We start from the raw sequence: 24,129 nt of genomic DNA on the forward strand, positions 1-24,129 counted from the left end.
TTTAGTATGCACCATCGAATTTTTATTTGTTTTTTAATCCTGTTTTCTACTGTATCGGCTCAGGATCTCGGTTTATCCGATGCCATTCATCAGGCGCTTGAAACGAATTATGATATTCAGATTCAACAGGCGGATGAACGTATCGCCGGCATCCAAAACTCATGGGGCGGGGCAGGACGTTTTCCGACTTTGAGTGTATCTCTGACCGGGACCGAGCGTGAAAACGATGATCCATCCGGGGCATATTCTCAGAATGCCGTGACCGGCTCTGTGACCCTGAACTGGCTGCTGTTCGACGGCTTTGCGGTCAATATCCGCAAAAGCCGACTAGGTGAACTGGAAAATCTATCAGAGGGCAACACAGCCCTGTTGGTTGAAAATACGATTCAATCTGTAATCATGGCCTATTACCATTGCCTGCTGCAGCAGGAACGCATGCAGGTCTTGGAAGAGGTGATGCAGTTATCCCGGGATCGCTACAGCTACGAGCAGCAGCGTCACGAACTGGGCAGTCAGACCCGGTATAATCTGTTGCAGGCCCAGAATGCTTATCTGGAAGACCATACCAATTACCTGCGTCAACGCACGGTATTCCGCAATTCCGTGCGCGATTTGAATTATCTGATGGGCATTCAAAATCGAACGATCTATACGTTTACAGACTCGTTTTATGTACAGCCGGAATCGTTCGATCTTGAAGCGTTGCAGAATAAACTTGAAACGAACAATACAACCCTGAAGAATCAGTACATCAATCTGGAATTGTTGAAAAAGCAATTGGCCCTAAAACGCAGCAACTGGTACCCGGAACTTTCCATGCGCGCCGGCTATGATCAATCGGATAGCCGCATGCAGTTTTCCGGTCAACCGCAATCACAGAGCAGCGCCGAAAATCAATACGCATCCCTGACCTTGAGCTGGAACCTGTTCACCGGCGGAAGCCGCAGACGCGCTACCGAAATCGCCAAAGTGGACTTGGCCAACGGCGAGGTCGGCATTGAACAGATGAAACACAATCTGGTCAATCGACTTTATAATATCTACGAATTGTACGAGGTGCGCAAAGAACTGCTGAATCTGGCGGACGAATCCCTGCAGGCCGCGCAGATCAATCTGGATATTTCCGAGGAAAAGTTCAAAACCGGCGCCATCAACTCGTTCAATTACCGGGATGTGCAGTTGATTTATCTGAACGCCGCACTGAATCGACTGAATTCGATCTATGATTTAATCGATTCGCATTATTCGTTGATCAAATTGACGGGCGGGATTGTGTCGGAATTAGGACAGTTTTAAGTGGCAGGTTTTAAGTGTTAAGGGGGGTGTGTGGTGTGTGGTTTGAGGTGCGGGGTTAAGGGGATAAAAAATCGAGTCAGAACTCTATAAACGGCAAGGTCTCGTAAAGACAATTAAAAATCCAGTGCTATTCTTTGGTTTTCAATTGCTTTTTTTTTAGCAATCCAGGAAGCAAAGATCAAGAAAAGCGCGAAAGACATTCCGGTTTTTTTTCCTTTGCGGCTTTGCGCCTCTGCGTGCATCTTTTTAAAAAACAATGCACGCAAAGCAGCAGAGATCGCCGAGAAAAGCGAAAAAGACATTCCGGTTTTCTTTTTCTCTCTTTGCGGCGTTGCGCCTCTGCGTGCATTTCTTTCAAGAACCAATGCACGCAAAGCAGCAAAGGTCGCCGAGAAAAGCGAAAAAGACATTCCGGTTTTTATTCCTCTGCGGCTTTGCGCCTCTGCGTGCATTGTTTCAAGAACCAATTCACGCAAAGCAGCAAAGGTCGCCGAGAAAAGCGAAAAAGATATTCCGGTTTTCTTTTTCTTTCTTTGCGGCTTTGCGCCTCTGCGTGCATTTCTTTCAAGACCCAATTCACGCAAAGCAGCAAAGGTCGCTGAGAAAAAGCGTTGGCCTCTATTTGACTATTTGTACGTTAGGCGTGTTTTTGGATTTCCCCGCTGCGACCTCTCGCCTCTGCGTGACATGTTTCGATACTCAATTCACACAACGCCAGGATAAAAAATAAACGATACAGTTTTCTCTTTGAATTATTTTGTATCTTAATTTCTGCGTTTAATATTTACCCATTCTGACCGTTATAGAGCCAAAAAAGGCTCATGATTGTTTAATGAGCCTTTTTTAAATGTTTGATTCTTATCGCAATAACGTCATTTTTTGTTGAAAGGTTTGCGATCCGGCTCTGAGGATTAACAGATAAACACCGCTGGAAACACTTTGCCCTGATTCATTGACGCCATTCCATTGGCTCTGATATTGCCCTGGAGGCTGCATTCCCTCTGTGATGGATTGGACAAGTCGGCCGTTTAAATCATAAACCTGCAAATGTACCATTTCCGAATTGGCCAATTCGTAGCGGATGGTTGTGCTGGGGTTAAACGGATTCGGAAACACTTTGTGCAGTCTGTTTTCGCGTGGCAGGGCCGATGTGTTGTTCACGTCTGACGTGACATTGACAGCAACCGGTCCATGAAATGTGGACTGCCCGTCAAGGCTCACATCTTCTAATTTATAATACAGTGTTCCGGCAATGGCATCGGGATCACAGTATTTGTAGTATTTGACGCCATTGTTTACAGATTGGCATTCAGTGACGAGTTGGCTGTTAATTTTTGAGAATGGTCCATTTTGATACATCGAGCGGTGTATATTATAGCCGGCATGATTGATTTCGGATTCGGACCTCCAGCGGAGTACCGTTGACTGGTTTTCAAATTTTGCATGAAATGAAGAAAGAGAAATGGCAATCGGTTCATCGCATAGGATTGGAAATCCTGTGGAAGATTTTGTTGCAGGATCGGTTACGGTTATTTCATTTACACTATAAATCTGCAAACCAATTTCGTCTCCTGCTTCAGCTCCAGAGCTAATGTCAACGAGCACTTTAAATGTTTGCGAGGTTTCTTCTATTAGCTGGTCTGTGATATCTATTGTCTGTCCCCGAAATATCCCATCTTCAGTCGTTTCATATATGTAATCGCCAGGGCTCCATGCTACCGGACCACCAATTGATATGCCACCTGATGTTTGAATTTCAACGGCATCAATATTAGCATCATCAACACCAGGAGCTCGACAAAGTGTAACGGACTCCCACCATCCATCGCCGCCGTCTCCTGTGTCCAAAGTAAATTCGAGAATATTTACATCCTGATTACCGGGACCCACTTGAGAACCGCCGGGCGGGCAGCCGCCGGAACACTCTAACTGTCCCCAACAGATGGTTTGTACATCAACGTAATAATTAATTTTACTGTCAGCGCTAATTGAAAATTTTAAATATATCCGTTCACATCCTGGCTGCCCTACGATTTGATACGAAAATTCAGTCCCATTATCAAAAGTGTTTCCTGTTTCTACTTCATGCTCTGGAGAGAAAGTTCCTTCATAATCCATAAAATCAGCGTCTACTATATTAGTCAAATCTTCCAGTGGATCAGCAGGACAGCCATCATACGTCCATTCTATGGTATGAGCAGAAACTCCTGTTAAAAGGTTACCTGATCCTCTTGTTACTTCCCATTCTACCTGCATCCATATATCTTTGGTATTTGCTGGAATAGCGAGGTTTGGAACATCTAAAATAGCTTCAGCGTTAATTCCTTGATCCCCTGTGTTTTCGAGATGGCCTGTGAAAATGGATTGATGGTGTGATGAAGCCCCATCCGGATTATCCCACCAGGCTGGTGTTGCATGCAAAGAGCTTATTAAAAAAATACTAATCAAAAAGAAAATGTAAAGCCGCGATTTTAACGTAAACATGGTAAGTTACTCCCTCTATTCTCCAAGTGATTTATTCTGTTTCTTGATAGCAAAGCATCAGATACAATATTCAACCATGATATTTTAATCAACGATTGAATGAAATCTCCTAATCCGGTAAAAACAGCCCTCTTAAACTGTCTATGCGGAATCCGGTTTTTTCCGAATTTGCTATCCGTTTGAGAGATAACCCAACGACCACAAAACTTTTTACTGCTCTTGATAAAATGACCGAAATGCGTGAGGCGCCATAGAGTACGGTCAGGAAGGAAACTTTTTTTACACCAAGCTCAAAGTATACTTTTATTTAAAAAAAATCAAGAGAAAAATGAACGGAGAAAAAATTATTTTCTCTTGCCTGATACGTAAAAAAATATTAAATTGAATATTATTTATTCAATAAACAAGGCCATAGCGTAAAGTTTCGGCCTTTTTTTTATATCAAACAGGAGAAAACGGTGCATCTGGCGTGTCTGGATTTGGAAGGTGTTCTAATTCCCGAGATTTGGATCAATGTGGCAAAGACAACGGGTATCGATGAACTCAAAGCAACCACCCGGGATATCCCGGATTATGATCAGTTGATGCGGCAGCGTTTGGCTGTTCTGGATCAGCACGGCCTGGGTATCCATGATATTCAGGACGTGATCGCCTCCATGGGGCCGCTCGACGGCGCTTTAGCGTTCCTGAATCAGTTGCGGCAATCCTTTCAGGTGATCATTCTGTCGGATACATTCTATGACTTTGCCATGCCCTTAATGCAGCAGCTCGGATATCCGGCCTTGTTCTGTCATCAATTGGAAATCGATGCAAACGGACGCATTGCGGATTATCATCTGCGCATGCCGGACCAAAAACGCCATTCCGTGATGGCCTTTCATGGTTTGAATTTCAAGGTCATTGCCGCCGGTGATTCCTATAATGATACCAGCATGCTGGCCGAAGCGGACGCCGGTATCTTGTTCAAACCGCCTCGGAATGTTATTGATGAATTCCCGCAGTTTCCCGTGGCAACCGATTACACTCGGCTGTATCGGGAATTTGAAACCGCATCTGCTGCGATTGATCAGCAGTAACGTTTGAAAATCTCTGTTTTCTAATCGATCAAAACGATTCGTGAATGATTGGCAACCCAAACACATACAGGTTATTCTATGAAAGTGATTAAATTTGGTGGAAGTTCGCTCGCGACGGCTGAACGCGTGAATAATGTGGCGCGTATTATTAAAGACATTGCCGCCCGCAGTGAATCCGTAATCGCGGTGCTCTCTGCGGTGGGCGGCGTGACCGATCAGCTGCTAAGCGCCGCAAAAACGGCTGAAAAGGACGGTCCCCTGGCCATGCAGAAACTGGAAGACATTCGCAATCGGCATTTTGAGGTGTATCCCGATGAACTCACGGATCCGGATGTAGAACGCGTCTTGCGGGAATCTGTTGATGAACTCAAGGATATTCTGCGCGCCGTGAGTATGGTGCGGGAATGTTCAGACCGGACCCTGGATCATATTCTCAGTTTCGGGGAGCGGCTGAACTGTCAATTGATGACCCGGCTTTTGAAAAACAGCGGTTCGCTGGCGTCTTACGTCGATGCCCGGGACCTGATCATTACTGAAAAACGCCGCGAAAACGCACGAGTGCTGCGCGACAAGACCATTGCCAATATTCAGAATTATTTCACAGACAATCAAATTTATGTCGTCACCGGATTTATCAGTTCGACCGAAGACGGCATCACCACCACCCTGGGACGCGGCGGCTCCGATTACACAGCGGCATTGATGGGAGCGGCTCTCAATGTGCAAGAGATTGAGATCTGGACGGATGTGGATGGATTCATGTCCGCGGATCCGCGCAAAGTCGGCGACGCGTTTGTGCTGCCGACGGTCAGCTATGAAGAAGCCATGGAGTTGTCCTATTTTGGCGCCAAGGTCATTCATCCCAAAACCTTGACTCCGGTCATTCGAAAAGGCATTCCCGTGCGCATTAAAAACAGTTTTTCGCCTGAAAAAGAGGGCACGGTTATCTCTGCCGAGAGCGGCGATCCCGAGCATCCGGTCAAAGGCATTGCTTCCTTTCATGGTATTTCTCTGATCAATGTGCAGGGGAGCGGTATGGTCGGGGTGCCTGGAATTGCAAGCCGGCTGTTCGGCGCACTGGCGCATCAGGGGATCAATATTATCATGATCGTTCAGGCGTCTTCAGAGCACAGCATTTGTTTTGTTATCCGCTCTGTCGAGGTCGAAACCGCCCTCGAGGCTCTCAAAGAAGAATTTAAAGCGGAACGTGTCTCCGGACAAATTGACGAAATTCTGGTGCAGGATAATCTGGCGATTATTGCGGCGGTGGGCGAGAATATGGCCGGCATTCCCGGTATTTCCGGGAAACTGTTCGAAGCGCTGGGTCAGAATTCAATCAATGTGGTGGCCATCGCCCAGGGCGCGTCCGAGCGCAATGTGTCTCTGGTGGTCCATCAAGATGACGCCGAACTGGCGGTGAATGTGATCCATACCGCGTTTTATCTGTCCCGGCGCGTGGTGAATCTCTTTGTGGTCGGCACCGGCAATATCGGCGGAACGCTGTTAAGACAGATTCAGGAAAAACAGAATATTCTGGCGTATAAAAACGGATTGCATATCCAGGTGTGCGGCATTGCCAACGTTGACGGCATGGTGATCAACAAGGACGGGATTGATCTGGATCACTGGAAAACGCTATTGGATCAATCCGATAAAAAACCGGACATGAACGAACTGATCAGCATCATTCATGATCTGCGCCTGCAAAACAGTATTCTGGTGGATGTGACCGCCAGTGATCAGGTCGCTTCTACTTATGCTGATTTCCTCAGCGCCGGCATTCACATCGTCACGCCCAACAAACGCGCCAACACCATGGGGCAGGATTATTATGACGAGCTGGCGGACCTGACTCAGGATCATCGTCTGCATTATTATTATGAAACCACCGTCGGCGCAGGTTTGCCGCTGATCAGCACCATCAAAGACCTGCTGCAGAGCGGTGATCAGGTGCTGAAAATTGAAGGTATTTTTTCCGGTACTCTGGGATTTATTTTCAGCAAATTGTCCGCGGATCAGCCGTTCAGCCGCATTGTCAGGGAGGCCTTTGAAAAAGGATACACCGAGCCCGATCCCCGCGATGATCTGTCCGGCATGGATGTGGCGCGTAAAATCCTGATTCTTGCGCGTGAAATAGGCCTGCAGATGGAGTTGAGTCAGGTGCAGATCGATCCGCCGCTTCCGGATGAATTTAATCAGGGCAGCCTGGACGAATTCTGGAAAAAGCTCCCGGAAATGGATGCCAAATTCGAAGAGCTGCGGCGTAAATCCGAGAGTGAAAACAAAGCGCTGCGCTATATGGCTTCGCTCGAAGACGGAAATCCCAAAGTCGGTATCCAGGCCGTGAACCGTCAGCACGTGTTGTCGCGCGCGGACGGCACCGACAATATCATTCAAATTGTCACCAATCGTTATTATGACAATCCCATGACCGTGCAGGGTCCGGGCGCCGGACTTGAAGTTACGGCCGGCGGCATTTTTGCCAATATAATCAATTTAGGCTTTCATCTTCCATAACGGATTGTACACTTATGCAATGTAAAAGCACTCGAGATCAATCCCCTGTCGTTTCTTTTCGCAAAGCCCTGTTCAACGGACAAGCGCCGGATGGCGGTTTGTATATGCCGGTGATGTTTCCCCGGTTTGACGCAGGTGATCTGCGGGATTTTGCGAGTTTGGATTATCGCGACCTGGTGTTCCGCGTCCTGACCCCCTGGTTAAAAGACGAGTTGCAAGCGCAAGAGTTGCAGCAAATTATTGAAAAAGCGTATTCTTTTGCCCCGAATGTGGAACCCCTGAATGATCGCACCTCTATTCTGGAATTGTTTCACGGTCCCACCTTGTCGTTCAAAGATTTCGGCGCCCAGTTTATGGCAAAGTCCATGGGATTCTTTATGCAGCGCGAAAATCAGGAACTGACGATTTTGACGGCAACGTCGGGCGATACCGGAAGCGCTGTGGCGCATGCCTATCACAACGTTAAAGGCATCCGGATCGTACTGCTGTATCCTTCCGGCCAGGTGAGCAAGCTGCAGGAAAAGCAGTTTACCACACTCGGTGATAATATTGTCGCTCTGGAGGTGGACGGTACGTTTGATGATTGTCAGGCGCTGGTCAAGACAGCGTTCCGGGACCCTGACTTGAATGCAAAAAAATCCCTGTCCTCGGCAAATTCCATCAATATCGGCAGATTACTGCCGCAATCGATTTATTATTTCAAAGGTGTTCTCGAGCTTTATGATGCTGAACATTCGGACGCTATCGATGTCTGTGTGCCCAGCGGCAATTTCGGTAATCTTTGCGCCGGATTGTTTGCGGCGCAGATGGGATGTCCGGTCAACCGGTTCATTGCTGCGGTGAATGCCAATGCCGTGGTGCCCGAATACCTAAAGAGCGGAGAATACAAACCGCGCGCTTCTGTTCGCACGCTTTCCAATGCCATGGATGTCGGGAATCCCTCCAACTGGGAACGCATTCGTTATCTGTTCAATGGAGAGGTTGAACAGATTGCGTCCCGTATTGGATCGACCTCGGTGAACGATGCGTCTACGCTGCAAACCATGCAGCAGATTTATGCGGATTATGGTTATATCGCGGACCCGCATACATCGGTCGCATTGGAAGCGCTGCAGCGCTCTCGAAGTTCCGGTTTATCAGGGATTGCTGATCGCGCCATCGTATTGTCGACAGCGCATCCCGGAAAATTTCGGCAAACCGTGAGCCGGGCGCTGGAATTCGAACCGCAGCTGCCGCCGGCGCTTGAACGCTGTCTGAACATGGATAAAAAAGCGCAACCGTTGGATAACCGCTTTGATGCGTTTAAAGACTTTTTATGGACGTTATAGCCCGGATGCCTCGTATTCTTTTCGGTGATCAGGGGCGCGGTGTTTTTTTGTTTCTTTTCTGGGGATGTGCGGCCGCGATTCTTTTTTTCAGCGTAACGCCGGGTACGGTGCAGCAATCGGTCACCGGGGATGAGGGCCTTTTGACCGCCGATCAGGGATTCTATATACATAGTTTGGCCTATTCGGTTTTGTTGTTGCTCGGCGTGTTGGCGTTTCAAAAGCTTTTTGGGGTATCGATTGCGGTGCTGGCATACAGCTGTTTTTGTGAATGTCTGCAAATATTCATCCCTTTTCGCAAATTCAATCCGGACGATATGATGGCGAATGGGTTTGGAATCTTGTTTGCTTTGGTTTTATTTGGGTTCGTAAAGTTTTTGGCTAAAGAAAAAACATAAGAACAAAGCCCCGGAGGGAGAAGAAGAGAACCAAACTATCATTTTTTTTCTTTGCGACCTTTGCTTCTTTGCGTGCATTGGTTCTTGAAACAATGCACGCCGAGGCGCAACGCCGCAGAGGGAGAGAAAGAAAACCGGAATATCTTTTTCGCTTTTCTTTGCGACCTTTGTTTCTTTGCGTGAATTGGTTTTTAAAAAGATGCACGCCGAGGCGCAACGCCGCAGAGGGAGAGAAAGAAAACCGGAATATCTTTTTCGCTTTTCTCGGCGACCTTTGCTTCTTTGCGTGAATTGGTTTTTAAAAAGATGCACGCCGAGGCGCAAAGCCGCAGAGGGAGAAAAAGAAAACCGGAATATCTTTTTTGCTTTTCTTTGCGACCTTTGCTTCTTTGCGTGAATTGGTTCTTGAAACAATGCACGCCGAGGCGCAACGCCGCAGAGAGAGAAAGAAGAAAACCGGAATATCTTTTTTGCTTTCTCAGCGACCTTTGCTTCTTTGCGTGAATTGGTTCTTAAACAATGCACGCAGAGGCGCAAAGCCGCAGAGGGAGAGAAAGAAAACCGGAATATCTTTTGCACTTTTCTCAGCGACCTTTGCTTCTTTGCGTGAATTGGTTTTTGAAACAATGCACGCCGAGGCGCAAAGCCGCAGAGAGAGAGAAAGAAAACCGGAATATCTTTTTCGCTTTTCTCGGCGACCTTTGCTTCTTTGCGTGAATTGGTTTTTAAAAAGATGCACGCCGAGGCGCAACGCCGCAGAGAAAGAAAACCGGAATATCTTTTGCACTTTTCTCAGCGACCTTTGCTGCTTTGCGTGAATTGGTTTTTGAAACAATGCACGCCGAGGCGCAAAGCCAGCAGAAAGAAGAAGACCGGAATATCTTTTTTGCTTTTCTCGGCGACCTTTGCTTCTTTGCGTGAATTGGTTTTTAAAAAGATGCACGCCGAGGCGCAAAGCCGCAGAGGGAGAAAAAGAAAACCGGAATATCTTTTTCGCTTTTCTCGGCGACCTTTGCTTCTTTGCGTGAATTGGTTTTTAAAACAATGCACGCCGAGGCGCAAAGCCGCAGAGGGAAAAAATCCGAATATATTTTTTGTTGTCTGTATTTTATTCATTAAAAGAGGGGAGGTTTCTATGCTTTACGAAAATGAATTATCCTATCAGATCATTGGAGCGGCTATTGAGGTGCACCGGGAACTTGGACCGGGATTGTTGGAATCGGCGTATGAAGAGTGTCTGTGTTATGAATTAAAACAGCGAGGCATTGCCTTTCAAAGACAGTTGTTGCTGCCCATGAATTATAAAGATGCGGTGATCAAGGAAGGGATGTATCGACTGGACGTCATCGTTGAAGAGACGGTAGTCGTAGATGTCAAATCCTGTGAACGGCTGCATCCTGTTTACAAAAAACAGGTATTCACCTATTTACAGCAAACCCGGACGAAGTTAGGTCTGTTGTTGAATTTCAATGTGCCGGTGATGCGGGATGGTATTGTGCGAGTGGTGCGAGGGTTGGAGGAAGAGGTGGAGGAGAATTTAAAATAAGGATTCGCAGAGAAAGAAGAAAACCGGGATATCTTTCGCGCTTTTCTCGGCGACCTTTGCGTCTTTGCGTGCATTGGTTTTTGAAACAATGCACGCCGAGGCGCAACGCCGCAGAGAAAGAAAACCGGGATATCTTTCGCGCTTTTCTCGGCGACCTTTGCGTCTTTGCGTGCATTGGTTTTTGAAACAATGCACGCCGAGGCGCAACGCCGCAGAGAAAGAAAACCGGAATATCTTTTGCACTTTTCTCGGCGACCTTTGCTTCTTTGCGTGAATTGGTTTTTAAAAGATATACACGCAAAAGAAAAAACAATCATAAAAAAAGCCGGAACAAATCCGGCCTTTGTAATTTACTTTTCTGTTAAAGCGGTTACACCCGGAAGTTCCTTGCCTTCCATGAGTTCCAGACTGGCGCCGCCGCCGGTGGAAATGTGACTGAATTGATCAGCCAGACCGGATTTTTTGGCTGCACTCGCCGAATCACCGCCGCCGACCACGGATGTGGCGGAAGATTCAGCGATGGCCTTTGCCAGATCAAACGTGCCCTTGTCAAAACCCTTGACTTCAAAAACACCCATGGGACCGTTCCAGACAATGGTTTTGGATTGACTGACCAGATCGGTATAGGCTTTGATGGTTTTGGGACCGATGTCGAGGCCCATGCAATCGGACGCAATGCTCGCATCAGACGTAATGTCACCCTGGCCCGTATCCCCGCTCGGAAATTCTTTTGCCACCACATGATCCACAGGCAGCAGCAGGGTGACGCCTTTGTTGTTTGCCTTTTTCAAATATTCTTTTGCGGTTTCGATATAATCCTCTTCCACCCGCGATTTGCCCACATCGATTCCCTTGGCCTTTAAAAAGGTATACGCCATGGCGCCGCCGATCATGAGACTGTCGACTTTGTCCAGCAAATTGTCAATAACCTGAATCTTGTCGGAAACTTTGGCGCCGCCGAGAATGGCCAGAAACGGTTTTTCCGGCTTTTCAAACACTTTGGAAAAATAATCGAGTTCTTTTTGCAGCAGGTAACCGGCCGCGCCCTGACCGAGCTTGCGCGGGACGCCGGCCATGGAGGCGTGATTGCGGTGCGCTGTGCCGAATGCATCGTCAATATAAACATCAGCATGCGACACAAGTCCGTCTATAAACCATTGTCGGTCCTGCTCGGATATTTTTTCACCGTCTTTTTTTCCTTCTTCTTCCGGATGAAAGCGCAGATTTTCAAGCAAAACCACATCGCCTTCTTTCATATCAGCCACAATGTTATCAGCTTTTTCACCGACGCAATCCGGTGCAAAGGTGACCGGCTGATTGAGCAACTCGCTCAGTTTTTTGCTGACCGGTTCCAGTGAAAATTCCGGTTTGACTTTGCCTTTCGGACGTCCCAAATGCGACATCAATATGGCTTTTCCACCGTCTTGAATGACTTTTTTAATGGTGGGCAGAGCCGCGACAATTCGTTTGTCATCCCCCACTTTTTTGTCTTCGGTCAACGGAACATTGAAATCAACTCTTACGAGTACACGTTTACCTTTCAGACTGAGATCATCAATGGTTTGTTTGTTCATATTTATCCTCCATGCGTTTATACAACATGTTCAGTTTATTATCAGTCTATAAATTTAGAGTTTTTATATCCAAAATCAAGAAAAATAAAATGTCTCTATTTGATAATACCCCGATAGAGAAGGCATAGACTCTATGACAAGGGCTGAATTTAGGATTTGGATACTATTTGCATGGCCCGTTGAAAAATCAATGCATTGGAAAATATTATTTGAATTTCAAGCTAATTTTCATTATGTTGCATAGACCAATTGATTGAACGGGCTGCAGCGAACAAACCGCATCAAAACAGGAATCAATCCTCGGCAAACGGGAGGTTGCAGGATGAGAGAGTTTACAATTGAAGACATGCTAAAGATTTGTACAAACCAGGAATCCGAGCAATTTGATGAGGGATGGCGGTTTTTTGTCGAAAAATACAAAAAATACATGTACAAGATCGCGCATAAAGCCTGCAGTTTATGGCATGCAAAGCGATTGGGGATGCAAAAGCACGAGGTTGTGCATGATATTGTACTTGATATTCTTGCCGAGTTGTGCAAAGACGATTTTTTATTGTTGAAACGCTTTGACAAGCGAACGAATGAGGATGCGTTTCGCGCCTATATCGGGGTTATTTCCAGACGTATCGCCAATAGAAAACTCGGCAAGCAGTTTCCCGGATTCTTTGATTCCACTTCTCCTCATGACCGGCCTGATTGGCTGCAACATGTATCTCCTCCGCAAAAGCGTGAGATTTACGAGTGCATTGTGGATCAACTGCGTTCAATGAGCAGCAGCAAAAAAAATGAACGCGATATTTTATTGTTCAATTTGTATGTTTTTGCGGACTTGAATCCCGATCAAATCAAGAGTCAGCCTTTGTTTCATGATCTGGGAGACCGGGTCGTCGACGTCGTCGTTCATCGCACACGCCGGGAATTGGCGCAGGCACGCGAAAAAAATGTAAGTTTTTGGCAATAATTTGTCACTATTACTGTGAAAGGACATTCGTGCAGGATTCTGTCAGGAAAATCGCTCACTGCATTGCAACATTGAGTCATTATTTACAGCGCCGTCAGGGGCTTGTTAAGGATGATGATGCTTCCGAGTACGATGCGAAATCTGATCGGCTCTCTGAATCAGCGGAAAAGGATGACGGTTGTCCTGAATCCATTCATGCTTTGTACCAGCGATATAAAGGATTATCTGATGTGAATTCCTGTTTTGAAACATTACCCCGTTATTCGTGTCAAAGTTATGATTTTTTTCTTAAAGATAATCTGGATTTTTTTATCGGCTATCTTGTGAAAAGTCCGAATGATAAATTTTCAACTCGCCAAATTCAGGCATTTATTAAGCATTTGAATGATTGTTATTGGTGTTTTGCTTATTATTCTGCGTTTTTTAAATACTATGAAATTGAACGCAGGGCAATCGAAGAAAGATATCACACCCGAATGAACGGGGATGAGAAAAACGGGGGAGGCCATGATGAATCACTTTAAAGAATGTCTAAGACGGTTCATTCGACAGCGGGGTAAACTGCCGCGATCCTGCTCTATCCCGGCTTGTTGCCAAAACGCAGTGCGCGATTGTTTGAAAATAGCCGAACCTCGCTCCGGCGCCGCAGAGGAACTGCATCCTCTAAACATCAGACAATCCCAGGAACTGATCACGCAAATTCTGTCCGGTTCGTTCACAAAATGGCAAGCGCAACGGTTTTTGCAGCATGCCCTTTATGATTCGGATTTTGTTGATTTTCTGCAGCAGGTTTTGCAGGATATCGAGGTACCCTCAGGTCCGGATAAAGTGAGGGATGAATCGGAACCGTATGGTCTGCAAATGCTTTCCAATGAATCTTTGCTTCACTTTATCAAAACCGGAAAGACCGATAACAGCGAACCCAACGTCCGTAAAGGTCACTTTTTCAAGACAAAACCGGCCGCTGCCGGGTCTTGCACTGGCCGCCGCAGCCGTTGCTGTGTTTATGCTGATCATGCGGCCGGCATCGAGTGAAAAGCTGCTGAATGATTACTTTTCAAAATGTAAACCCTATTATTCGCCTGTACACACCTTGCGCAGCGCAGATTCTGAGGTCAATCAAGAGGCCGCCGAATTATTTCGAATCGGATTTGCCGACTATTTAACGGGTGAGTATCAGAAAGCCTTGAATCAATTTTCAAACGCAGAATCCGTGCTGACAGGAAAAAATCCTTCTCTATCGCGATCTGTACATTTTTATTCCGCTTTATCCAATCTTGCCCTTTACAGGCGGCACAAATCAAAAGAATATATCGATAACGCGATACACTCTATCATCCAGGCGGAACAGGCGGCCCGAACATCAAAAGACGAGTTGTACTTTTTCAAAGGATTGATTTACACCATAGCCGATCAAAAAGAAAAAGCGGCGCAAGCCTTTCAGTTGATATCGGAACAAAGCCGATTCTATAAAGACGGTGCGAGGATGCTGAAAACCTTAAATTAATTTATCGGAGGTATGTATGCAAACTGTCATGCTGGTTATCGCGGTTGCAGGTGTTGGATTATTGCTGTGGATCGTAGCATTGCTGAAAAAAATCAAAGAAAAACAGAGCGAAATGGCTCTAAAGATAACTGCAATTGCTAAAAGTCAAACCGGGGAAGATGATAACGGCGACGACAAACCGGACCCGGCTGCACGATGAAAAGCTTGCCCAAAACAGGCCGTACATGTTACTGCCTGTTTCGTTTTATCTGAGCGCAACCATATTTATCTTGACTTTTACCAAAGGTGTTGTTTATTTTATGAATAATATCAACGGAAAGTCAATGAAAATGCAACGTTTTTTGTCTTCAAGCATCATTTGTATCCTGTTGTCCGCATCTCTGCAGTCCGCCACGGTCAAACAGGAATTAAAGTTTTATGATTCACTCCGGGATATTGTACAACTGCCTGAAAATGAGCAGGTTTCCCGGCTTGAAGAAAACATACTCAACCTGCCTGATTTTCACCCGGCCTATTTAAAATATCTTGAGCGGCTGTATAAATTTGATCAAATACAGCGCGGCCTGCAGTTTTTTAACAAACCGCATCATTTTAATCCATGTTTTCAAAACTGGATGCTTGGCCGTTTGTATGATTATGTCGGTCAGACAGACGCGGCCGCTGTACATTTTCAGGATGCTCTGACATGCAGCGAACCGCCCTACGAGATGTTGCGCGATATTGTAAAGTTTGCTGATAGAGAGAATGAAAAAGAGCTGCATCATCTGTTAAACCACAACACCCTGCCGGACCCTCTTAAATTTTCCCTTTTCGCCTTTCAGGCTCAAAATAAAGGCCGTTTTCAAAAAGCCGTCCGTTATTTCAATCGGGTCGGGATGTCGCATCTCTCATCTACGGCTCTCTATGATTACGGAGCTGCGCTATTCAAGGTCAATGATATGCAGGCCGCAAAAAATGCTTTTCTGCGAATGAAGCAATGCTCGGAACAAGTGGGTGACAGTTATCATCTTTCTGAAGCGTTTATAGGCTTGTCTTGTATCGCCTTTGAAGAATCCGGCCCTATCGGATTCCTTGAACTCAATGAAAAGGCCGTAAAAGCGGGCGAACAAACGGATGCAATGTTTCCTTTATGTATGGCTCAGAATAATCTGGGAATTGTCTATTTGAATCAGGATAAATATAATCTCGCAAAGCCTTATCTCGAAAAAGCCGCCACAGGGTTCGTTGCCTTGCATGAATATAGACGTGCATTAAAAACCTACACAAAGCTGGGAAATGTTCAAAGCGGGTTATATAATTATACAAAATGTCTTGCATACTATGAAAAAGCCCGGGAAATAGCCGGGAAACAGAATGATGCTCTCGAGTACGCAAAGCTGATTTTAGAAAAAGCAGAACTGTTTGACAGAATGCACGCCTTTCATTTGGCCTATAAATACTATTCAGAAGCGCTGAACATAGCCCGCGAAAATCAATATGCCGATCTGACCCTGCAACTGAACATTGTCCCTGCTGGGTCTGGAAATGAGTCAGGGCAATTGTGAACAAACCCGGCCCGAACTAGAGCATATATTAAAAACATCCAGTGATACGAGTCCGAAATTGAGAGCTTTTTGGCTATCGGAAATAGCGGACAGCTATAAAGCAGAGGGGGATCTGGAGCATGCCGAATTGTACTATAAAAAAGCTATTGATGCTTGCCTAAAGTGTGGCTCCAAATATAAAAAAGATTTCAACCGGCTGGAATTGGCGGATACCTTTATAAAAAAAGGACAGGTCATTAAAGGTCTCGCGATCTGCAGGGAGATCCTTTCCCGGGTGAACGAGCAGACCAGCAATCTCATACCGATGAACGCTGAATCATTTTTAGCGTCCGGGCTTGTGGCTCTGGACAGTTGTGAACAGGCTATTGTGCATTTTAAGCGCAGCAACCGGATTTTTATAAAGTCCGCCGCCGGGTTTTCTGCCGACGATTTGCGTATCGGGTTTGTTGATATTAACCTGAACAATCTGAGAGGAATCTCTGAGTGTTATCAGCGACTCTACCAGCAGACAGGAAGGTCTGTCTATCTCGATTCACTGCTGCGGTTCGAAGAACAACAACGGGCTCTGGTGTTAAGAGACCGGGTTAGAAATCGCCAGTCATTTAACGAGCGTGTTCGGGTCCTGCGACAGGATACACTTTATCAACAATCCTGCATGGAAATCAGCCGAATCCAGAGCCAACTCAGACAAACCGCAAAACAGGATACGGCTTTAATAGATTCTCTTTTGAAAGAACTGGAAAATGAAAAATTGACATTGCTCATGCGCAAAGCCGAAGCGGAAAGCGGGATTGATTCGGATTACACAAGCACACCCGAGTTTCATCATTGATCCTGTAGGATCTGCAATCGCGTTTGCAGGATTTAAACAGCGCCTTGTTGTATTATCATATTTCCACAGACGGGAGCTATGTCCTGGCGATCACTAACAACACTATGGATGTGATACGGCTGCCGGTGGACGCGCCGGAGATCGGAAATGCAGTCGATTCGCTGCTGGTGCCCTTTCATACTATTCAAAACCTTGGCATGGACAGTCCGGCCTTTCGTTCTCATATTGCCTACCAGCTTTATCAGTGGTTGATTCAGCCGGTTGTTGATCAAATGCCGTTACCTGAAAATCTGGTTATTATCCGGGACGCGCCGCTCTATAATCTGCCTTTTGATATGTTGCTGACCCGGAAAACCTCGCGCGCCTGTTATTATCCGCCGGATATCCCGGATTATTCCGATGATTTTCTGCTTCACACATATTCAATCTCTTATTCTCCGTCTGCTTACTTTTTGATTGTGGGGCCTGAGAAAACCCGCAACAACTCGATTCTTGTGCTGGCCAATCCCACGGCTGACGAACATCAAAATTCAGCCGCCCGACAGCGGCTGCGCAGTCAGTTCGACTGGGTGTTCGGCAGTCTGCCGTTTCTCGGAACTGGAATCACAGTCAATCGGGATTTGTTTTCCAGGCAGCGTGTTTTGAAACGCGAATCGGCTACTGAAAACGCGGTTAACAAAAGAGCGCCGCATGCCGATATTCTGCATTTTGCCACCCACGCATTTGCCGATACCGTGTATGAAGCCTTTTCAGGGGTGCTCCTGGCTCGCACTGATTCAACCTCAGACGACGGGATCTTGATGGGCTACGAAATCGAAACCCTGCCTCTGAATTGCGATCTGGTGACACTGAGCGCCTGTGAAACCGGCAGTGGGCAAAGTGGTGCGCGGTGAAGGGATTATGAGCTTGCCGCGTGAGTTTTTATATGCCGGCGCAAAATCAGTGCTCATGTCGTTTTGGAAGGTTGATGACGAGTTTACATCCAGATTGATGCCGCAGTTTTACCGGTTTTATCTGAAAAAGAATATCCCGACGGCAAAAGCTCTGACTTTTGCAAAGCGGCAGGTTTTGACCAATGAAAGAGAACCCTCTAAATACCATGCTCAGCATCCGTTTTTCTGGGCGTCTTTTGCGCTGTACGGGCATCCGGGGAGCAGTCGGGCCGCCGCAGCTAAAGCGTGGTTGTACCTGCTTGCTGCGGCAGTGATGCTCACATTAGCCGGGGTCGTCCTGCATAAACGGCGAAATGTACGTTGATCGCTGTTCCCTGAAAAATGTGGGGCCGTTTCTGAGGATGTATCGTTTGTATTTTATTTATAAATGCATGGGTTCGATTATCAATACTGTTCCGCACTTGATTGTTTCTGATTAAACAGCTTTTGGAGGTCGTTTATTTGAGACATGTGGAAAACCCTGATATTACAGTGGTGATACCTGCGTTTAATGAGCAGGAGAGCATCCGCAACACAATCGAAAAGTTGCAGATCATGATGGATTCCGATCCGCGTGTTTGGGAATGTATTGTAGTGGACGACGGGTCACTGGATGACACCGCAAAGATCGCATCTTCCTGTCGTGTCAAACTCATCAGGCATTCCCGGCAAAAAGGGTATGGCGCGGCGCTAAAGACAGCAATTTTAGCCAGTTCTTCCGAAATAATCTGCATAACAGATGCGGATGAGACCTATCCGAATGATAAATTGCCTGTAATGGTCAATGAGCTTGCCGACGGGGTTTATGATATGGTCGTAGGGGATAGACAGGGGAAATACATCAAATCTCAAAAAGCCCGCGGACTGACCAAATGGACGCTAAAAAAGATTGCCAATTGGCTTGTCAGTGAAAAAATTCCGGATCTGAATTCCGGGCTTCGGGTCTTTCGCCGACAGGCTCTGGTCGGTTTTCTGAGCATCCTGCCGGACGGATTTTCTTTTACGACAACCATTACCTTGGCAATGCTCACCAATGATTATTCGGTCCGATATTATCCTATTGATTATTTTGAGCGCAAAGGCCGCTCAAAAATACGCCCTGTACATGATACCCTGGGATTTGTTAATCTGATTTTAAAGATCGGATTGTATTTTAAACCGCTGAAAATATTTTTTTCTCTGAGCTTGGTTCTCGTGCTTGTCGCTGTTTTTTGGGCGCTGTTTAGTGTGTTTGTTATGGGCCAATTCGCTGATGCCAGCACCATGGCTATTCTGATGGCCGCCTTTCAGATTGGTGCACTCGGATTACTGGCGGAATTGATCAATACCCGTATTCATGCAAGTTTCAGAAAAAAAAGTGAAACAATTGAAAACAAATAAAGCAGATATGGTCTATTGCGATCAATTCGAGTACCTGAAGAACAATGTGATTAATCATGGACTCTGTACTCATTGCGGAACCTGTGCAGGGCTTGCCGGCGGCGCTCTGAACATGATAGAGACCGCATCAGGACCATTGCCGGTTTTAAACCGGGGGAATGAGACATTAAAAGATCCGCTGATTTACGATGCCTGTCCCGGAAAAGGATTGTCCTATCCGGAACTGAACCGCTATGTATTCGGCAAAACACCTGAAAATATGCTGCTGGGAACCTGTCGGGCATTGTATGTCGGTTATTCCAGAGACCGCGTGATTCGAAAAAACTCGGCCTCCGGAGGCATTGTCTCACAGGTGCTGATTTACCTGTTACAGCAAAAAATGATCGACGGCGCTGTTATAGTGCAAATGTGCAACGACACACCCTGGCTGGCACGACCTGTGATTGCGCATACCCCCGCGGACATCCTTGACGGCGGGCAGAGTGTCTATACACCGGTGCCGGTGAACACGATTCTGGCGCAAATCCAGGCATTTGACGGCAGGCTGGCTTTTGTGGGCACACCGGATCAGGTGGCGTCAATTCGCTACCTGCAAATGCGACGCTACGAACCCGCCCTGAAAATAAAATACATCATCGGCCTGTATGTGGGCACATTGATGTATATTGGCGCGGTCGAGAGCTTTTTGAAAAGCAACCGGGTTCAGTCTCTTTCAGAAATCCGTTCGCTAAAGTACAGAGACGGCGAGTGGCCCGGCTATCTGAAAATAGAGTTAAAAGATGGAAACGTTTTAACCGCTAAAAAATTTTATTACAATTATTTGATTCCTTTTTACATCACGCAAAGTTCGCTGCTTTCTGTTGATTTTACCAATGAGCTGACTGATATTTCTGTCGGCGACGCCTGGTCGCCCCGCTATATCCGGCAGGGAATGGGATTCTCAGTGGCGGCAGCGCGCTCGGAAAAGGGAGTGGAACTTTTGCGCGCTATGCAGACTGAAAAATGCATTGAATTGAGCGCAATATCGCCTGACCATGCTATGGCCATGCACGCGCATATGCTGGATTTCAAGAAAAGAGGCGCGTTCATCCGTTTTAAAATCCGTAAAGCACTGGGAATGAAACATCCGGATTTCGGTTATTCACCTGTCAGGATTCCGAAAAAAAGAATACTGATCGAAATACTGATATATTGTCTGTTTGCACTCGGCAAACGCCCGGTTTTCCGCAAACTGGTGCAACATATACCGCCGCGAATTTTAGGTCCAAAGTTTGATGTTTTGCGCTATAAATGGAAGAGCCTGTCCCGAAGAACAAAACGCAGCGGACTTGAACAGCAGCGTTTTAAAGAACAGGGGATACCCCATGACCCATAATGAGTATCACTTTACATTCAGAGGGGTCTGGTCCCGGCTCTGCGATGAATATCGATACTATACACAACGCCCCTGGACACTGACCCAGGTTGGAAAATTCTGGGATACCGTGACAGCCTATGACGAGGTTAACAGTCGATTGTATACCTATGATAAACGCTTTACAGAATCCTGGAAACTTGCGGCGCCGTATCTGGAGAATAAAACCTATGTGGCGCTCGATATTCAGGCCCGAAGCGGGAATGGAACGGAATACTGGAGTCGCAAGATTGATATGTCTTTCGTAACACTTGTGGACTTTTCTGATTTCCTGCAAAAGTGTGCGGAAAAAAAATTAACAGGCACAGAGATTTGTTATAACACTGTAAAGATCACTGATTTCCCGCTGCCGTTTGATGATGATTCGTTCAATCTTGTATTATCCTATGAAACGATAGAACACGTTTATCAATATGATCAGTTTGTGTCTGAATTGAGCCGCGTCTTGACGCGAGACGGAGTATGTATCCTGACCTGTCCGAACGTCGGCTGGGAGATTGTGCACTGGATCGCCGCGATTGTCAATATTAACCATAGCGAAGGGCCGCATCGGTTCATCGCCAGAAAAAAGCTGCTGCACAGTTTTCGTAAACACAGGCTGCGCATTCTGGCGGAAAATTCCACGGTCATCCTGCCGTTTAAAAACAGATTTTCCATTACACTGAACGAAAAACTGGAACAATATCTCCCCGAATCAATAAAACAAAAAATAGCGCTGCGTCGCACATTTATTCTCCGTAAACAAACCCGGATATAAGCATATGTCGCTGCAAAAAGGTGTGTTGGATAAAAACTATGCATGGGCAAGAAAGCGCAAGCCTGAACTGATATTCCGTTACAGGGTCAGGGCGGCATTGATCAAAACGATCATGGATCGCTACCTGTCCGGTCACCGGGACCTGCAGATCCTTGATTTCGGATCAGCCGAAGGACTGACGCTGCTGCAATTGTGTAAATATTTTCCCAATGCTCATTTTACAGGTGTCGAATATTCCCGCGAGTTGCTGCAAACGGCTCCTCCGTTACCCTCGAATATACACCTTTGTCAGGGGGATATTTCTAATCTTGATGACAAGATCCGGAGTAAAAAGTATGATTTGGTCACGGCCCTGGCTGTGCTTGAACACCTCGAAACACCGGAAAAAGCACTGCAGACTGCACATTCTGTATTAAAACCGGGCGGCTTGTTTGTGGCGACCGTCCCCAGTCCGTTGTGGGATCAGATTGCCACTCGTCTGGGTCTGCTTCAGGACCACCACGAAAGCAGCCTGAATAAAAAATCGCTACGTGAACTTTTCATTCGGTCGGGATATAAGGGTGCGGAATACGGCAGATTTATGTGGGCGCCCGTCTCGGCCCTGCCGTATTTGCATATTTCTGTTTCGCCTGTTGCATCATTGAAAATTGATGCCTTTATTTACAAACTCTGGGTGTTGAACTGGCTTTATGTGAATCAGTTTATTATCGCCAAACGATAACTTTGGGTTTCCAGTACAAAACACAAAAATGCTCTTTTCTTTTTTAATTTTTCTCTTTACATTAACGTGGAATAAAAACTGATTTTAATTTATAACGAGGAAAAATAATGCAGGTACTTTTAACATTTGTTGCACTTTTACTAACCGGACAGATTGCCACACTGGTTGCTTATATTGGACCGGGATCCGGGTTGAGCGCCATAGGCACATTGATTGCCTTTGTTGCGGCTTTATTATTGGCGATTATCGGATTCGTTTGGTATCCCGTAAAACGGTTAATGGCAAAACGACGTGAGAAAAAACAGGATACCTCCGAAATATGATCATTGCCATTTCGACGCTGTCTATTGTATTATTTGTTGTCATGTTGAAAAAATCAGGGGTCATTCAAAAAGGCAGAGACATTCTCAGTGCGCTCAAGGATGTTCTGGGCGTCTTTGGGGATGAGGATCTGGATGATCTCATGCGCGAAAAAGAGATCCAGAAAGCCTCTTTGAGGATGTTTGGCTACTTTTTTTCCATCTTGCTGCGCAGTTTGTTTGTTCTTGCATTGGCGTTTGTACCCATAGGGCTCGCCGGTCTGTTATTCTCAGCGCCGATTGACGCCTATCTTGACTTTCTCGCCCAATGGCAGGTGATCCTTGTTTCAGCTGTACTGATCACCGTGTGGTTCTATATCACTGAAAAACAAAAGAAAACCGGGGATGATCAGACAAATAATTATTCGGTTTCCGATCAGCTGCTGCACACGATGGCGTTCAGCGCCATCGGATTGCAAAAATCTGCGACCCGGTTGGAATCGTTGATGTACGGCAGACGTTTCCAAAACATTGAAATAAAATCTCCCATTTTTATCACCTCATTACCGCGTGCCGGCACCACCTTGATGCTGGAAGTGCTAAGCCGTTTCCCGTCACTGGCTTCGCATACCTACCGGGATATGCCGTTTCTGTTGACACCCTACCTGTGGGCCAAAATGAGCAGGGTGTTTCAGAAAAAATCAGAACTGCGGGAACGCGCGCACGGGGACGGTATGCAGGTGGGATTTGACAGTCCCGAGGCGTTTGAAGAAATTCTCTGGCGCAGTTTCTGGCCGGAAAAATACAGCTCATCCGGCATTGAACTGTGGACCGCTGACGATGAAAAAGATGCAGCCGATTCTTTCTTTACGCAGCACATGAAAAAAATTATTGCCCTGAGATGCCCCGATCACCGGGATACGGCGCGTTATGTCTCTAAAAACAATGCCAATATTTCACGACTGCAACTCATTGCGCAGATGTTCCCCGATGCTGTCATCCTCCTTATTTTGCGCCACCCGCTTGAACAGGCGACCTCGCTGCTGCGCCAGCACAGGCATTTCCTGGAATTGCATGAAAAAGATCCCTTTGTCCGCCAGTATATGCGCGATATCGGCCATTATGAATTCGGTGATCTGCACCGGCCGATTCGGTTTCCCGCGTTTGCTGAATATTGTGGTCGGCGAAATCCGTTGACTCTAAATTACTGGCTGGGTTACTGGATTTCCGCGTTCGAATTTGTGAGTCAATTCATGGATAATCTGTATATCATTCCCTATGAACAAACCTGCAGACAGGGAGCGGCTGCTCTTGAACGGATTTGTACGACTCTGGATATCCCGACTGAAGGTCAACTTGATGCGATTGCCGGTCTGTTTGGGGAACCGTCTATGAGAGGGGAGCGGGGTGGATGCGATAAGCATGTATTGGAAAAAGCAGAGCGAGTGTACAATACACTCTTGCAAGCAAAGTCTATTCTATAAAATTACAGTTGATGCACTTTGATTCGTATGAAAGAATAGAGTGTCCTGTCCACGGAATTTATTGATTAAATTGAACCCGTTT

The 24,129-nt window shown here is 46.3% G+C and carries 26 protein-coding genes; 21 read left to right on the forward strand and 5 right to left on the reverse strand.

Going from position 1 to position 24,129, the window contains the following annotated elements:
- The first annotated feature begins 6 nt into the window (after positions 1-6).
- A complete protein-coding gene (locus U5R06_04315; GenBank protein MDZ7722055.1) occupies positions 7-1,296 on the forward strand; it encodes a TolC family protein in 1,290 nt (429 codons plus the stop codon).
- Positions 1,297-1,409: 113 nt separating this feature from the next.
- Here U5R06_04315 and U5R06_04320 read toward each other — a convergent pair whose 3' ends face one another.
- Both U5R06_04320 and U5R06_04325 read right to left on the reverse strand, forming a co-directional pair.
- Entirely contained in the window at positions 1,410-1,880 is a 471-nt protein-coding gene (locus tag U5R06_04320; GenBank protein ID MDZ7722056.1) for a hypothetical protein, read from the reverse strand.
- A gap of 274 nt (positions 1,881-2,154) precedes the next feature.
- Positions 2,155-3,780 carry a T9SS type A sorting domain-containing protein gene (locus U5R06_04325; GenBank protein ID MDZ7722057.1) on the reverse strand — a complete coding sequence of 542 codons (1,626 nt, stop codon included), beginning with the start codon at positions 3,778-3,780 and terminating at the stop codon, positions 2,155-2,157.
- A gap of 458 nt (positions 3,781-4,238) precedes the next feature.
- On the opposite strand from U5R06_04325, the gene thrH reads away from it, so the two are divergent.
- The 4 genes from thrH (at position 4,239) to U5R06_04345 (ending at position 9,096) form a co-directional block, all read left to right on the forward strand.
- Positions 4,239-4,856, forward strand: a complete 618-nt coding sequence (gene thrH / locus U5R06_04330; protein MDZ7722058.1) for a bifunctional phosphoserine phosphatase/homoserine phosphotransferase ThrH — start codon at positions 4,239-4,241, stop codon at positions 4,854-4,856.
- A gap of 78 nt (positions 4,857-4,934) precedes the next feature.
- Complete coding sequence (thrA, locus tag U5R06_04335; GenBank protein MDZ7722059.1) at positions 4,935-7,373, forward strand: bifunctional aspartate kinase/homoserine dehydrogenase I; 2,439 nt, start codon at positions 4,935-4,937, stop codon at positions 7,371-7,373.
- A 14-nt stretch (positions 7,374-7,387) separates the two neighbouring features.
- The gene (thrC, locus tag U5R06_04340; protein MDZ7722060.1) at positions 7,388-8,701 is read left to right on the forward strand and encodes a threonine synthase; all 1,314 of its coding nucleotides are present in this window, start codon (positions 7,388-7,390) and stop codon (positions 8,699-8,701) included.
- On the forward strand, positions 8,689-9,096 hold the full coding sequence (locus U5R06_04345; protein ID MDZ7722061.1) for a VanZ family protein: 408 nt from the start codon (positions 8,689-8,691) through the stop codon (positions 9,094-9,096). The genes thrC and U5R06_04345 overlap by 13 nt, the downstream gene beginning before the upstream one ends.
- On the opposite strand, the gene U5R06_04350 is transcribed toward U5R06_04345, so the two are convergent.
- Positions 9,055-9,621 (reverse strand): hypothetical protein, encoded by a 567-nt coding sequence (locus U5R06_04350; protein ID MDZ7722062.1) that lies wholly within the window; start codon positions 9,619-9,621, stop codon positions 9,055-9,057. The genes U5R06_04345 and U5R06_04350 overlap by 42 nt on opposite strands.
- Complete coding sequence (locus U5R06_04355) at positions 9,575-10,051, reverse strand: hypothetical protein (GenBank protein ID MDZ7722063.1); 477 nt, start codon at positions 10,049-10,051, stop codon at positions 9,575-9,577. The genes U5R06_04350 and U5R06_04355 overlap by 47 nt, the downstream gene beginning before the upstream one ends.
- Before the next feature lie 180 nt (positions 10,052-10,231).
- Between U5R06_04355 and U5R06_04360 the strand changes: the two genes are divergently transcribed.
- Entirely contained in the window at positions 10,232-10,642 is a 411-nt protein-coding gene (locus U5R06_04360) for a GxxExxY protein (protein MDZ7722064.1), read from the forward strand.
- Between the two features lie 350 nt (positions 10,643-10,992).
- Here U5R06_04360 and U5R06_04365 read toward each other — a convergent pair whose 3' ends face one another.
- Positions 10,993-12,222, reverse strand: a complete 1,230-nt coding sequence (locus U5R06_04365; protein ID MDZ7722065.1) for a phosphoglycerate kinase — start codon at positions 12,220-12,222, stop codon at positions 10,993-10,995.
- Between the two features lie 316 nt (positions 12,223-12,538).
- Between U5R06_04365 and U5R06_04370 the strand changes: the two genes are divergently transcribed.
- From U5R06_04370 to U5R06_04440, 15 genes are all read left to right on the forward strand, one after another.
- The gene (locus U5R06_04370; protein MDZ7722066.1) at positions 12,539-13,177 is read left to right on the forward strand and encodes a hypothetical protein; all 639 of its coding nucleotides are present in this window, start codon (positions 12,539-12,541) and stop codon (positions 13,175-13,177) included.
- 29 nt (positions 13,178-13,206) lie between these two features.
- Positions 13,207-13,701: a hypothetical protein gene (locus U5R06_04375; GenBank protein MDZ7722067.1), complete on the forward strand. Its 495-nt coding sequence runs from the start codon at positions 13,207-13,209 to the stop codon at positions 13,699-13,701.
- Complete coding sequence (locus tag U5R06_04380) at positions 13,685-14,212, forward strand: hypothetical protein (GenBank protein ID MDZ7722068.1); 528 nt, start codon at positions 13,685-13,687, stop codon at positions 14,210-14,212. Before U5R06_04375 ends, U5R06_04380 begins: the two co-directional genes overlap by 17 nt.
- Complete coding sequence (locus tag U5R06_04385) at positions 14,178-14,684, forward strand: hypothetical protein (protein ID MDZ7722069.1); 507 nt, start codon at positions 14,178-14,180, stop codon at positions 14,682-14,684. Before U5R06_04380 ends, U5R06_04385 begins: the two co-directional genes overlap by 35 nt.
- Before the next feature lie 16 nt (positions 14,685-14,700).
- The gene (locus tag U5R06_04390; GenBank protein MDZ7722070.1) at positions 14,701-14,883 is read left to right on the forward strand and encodes a hypothetical protein; all 183 of its coding nucleotides are present in this window, start codon (positions 14,701-14,703) and stop codon (positions 14,881-14,883) included.
- Between the two features lie 124 nt (positions 14,884-15,007).
- Positions 15,008-16,228, forward strand: coding sequence for a tetratricopeptide repeat protein (locus tag U5R06_04395; GenBank protein ID MDZ7722071.1), 1,221 nt, complete (start codon positions 15,008-15,010; stop codon positions 16,226-16,228).
- Complete coding sequence (locus U5R06_04400) at positions 16,209-17,060, forward strand: hypothetical protein (GenBank protein MDZ7722072.1); 852 nt, start codon at positions 16,209-16,211, stop codon at positions 17,058-17,060. Before U5R06_04395 ends, U5R06_04400 begins: the two co-directional genes overlap by 20 nt.
- Before the next feature lie 23 nt (positions 17,061-17,083).
- Positions 17,084-17,953, forward strand: a complete 870-nt coding sequence (locus U5R06_04405) for a CHAT domain-containing protein (protein MDZ7722073.1) — start codon at positions 17,084-17,086, stop codon at positions 17,951-17,953.
- Positions 17,919-18,317, forward strand: a complete 399-nt coding sequence (locus U5R06_04410; protein ID MDZ7722074.1) for a CHAT domain-containing protein — start codon at positions 17,919-17,921, stop codon at positions 18,315-18,317. Before U5R06_04405 ends, U5R06_04410 begins: the two co-directional genes overlap by 35 nt.
- Before the next feature lie 146 nt (positions 18,318-18,463).
- Positions 18,464-19,372, forward strand: a complete 909-nt coding sequence (locus U5R06_04415) for a glycosyltransferase family 2 protein (protein ID MDZ7722075.1) — start codon at positions 18,464-18,466, stop codon at positions 19,370-19,372.
- On the forward strand, positions 19,359-20,747 hold the full coding sequence (locus U5R06_04420) for a Coenzyme F420 hydrogenase/dehydrogenase, beta subunit C-terminal domain (protein MDZ7722076.1): 1,389 nt from the start codon (positions 19,359-19,361) through the stop codon (positions 20,745-20,747). The genes U5R06_04415 and U5R06_04420 overlap by 14 nt, the downstream gene beginning before the upstream one ends.
- Positions 20,737-21,543: a class I SAM-dependent methyltransferase gene (locus U5R06_04425; protein MDZ7722077.1), complete on the forward strand. Its 807-nt coding sequence runs from the start codon at positions 20,737-20,739 to the stop codon at positions 21,541-21,543. The genes U5R06_04420 and U5R06_04425 overlap by 11 nt, the downstream gene beginning before the upstream one ends.
- A 4-nt stretch (positions 21,544-21,547) precedes the next feature.
- Positions 21,548-22,264 (forward strand): class I SAM-dependent methyltransferase, encoded by a 717-nt coding sequence (locus tag U5R06_04430; GenBank protein ID MDZ7722078.1) that lies wholly within the window; start codon positions 21,548-21,550, stop codon positions 22,262-22,264.
- 107 nt (positions 22,265-22,371) lie between these two features.
- Positions 22,372-22,587, forward strand: a complete 216-nt coding sequence (locus tag U5R06_04435; GenBank protein ID MDZ7722079.1) for a hypothetical protein — start codon at positions 22,372-22,374, stop codon at positions 22,585-22,587.
- The gene (locus U5R06_04440) at positions 22,584-24,047 is read left to right on the forward strand and encodes a sulfotransferase (GenBank protein MDZ7722080.1); all 1,464 of its coding nucleotides are present in this window, start codon (positions 22,584-22,586) and stop codon (positions 24,045-24,047) included. The genes U5R06_04435 and U5R06_04440 overlap by 4 nt, the downstream gene beginning before the upstream one ends.
- The last annotated feature ends 82 nt before the right edge of the window (positions 24,048-24,129 follow it).

It is taken from the genome of candidate division KSB1 bacterium (assembly GCA_034521575.1).
In the GTDB taxonomy this organism is placed as follows: domain Bacteria; phylum Zhuqueibacterota; class Zhuqueibacteria; order Residuimicrobiales; family Krinioviventaceae; genus JAXHMJ01.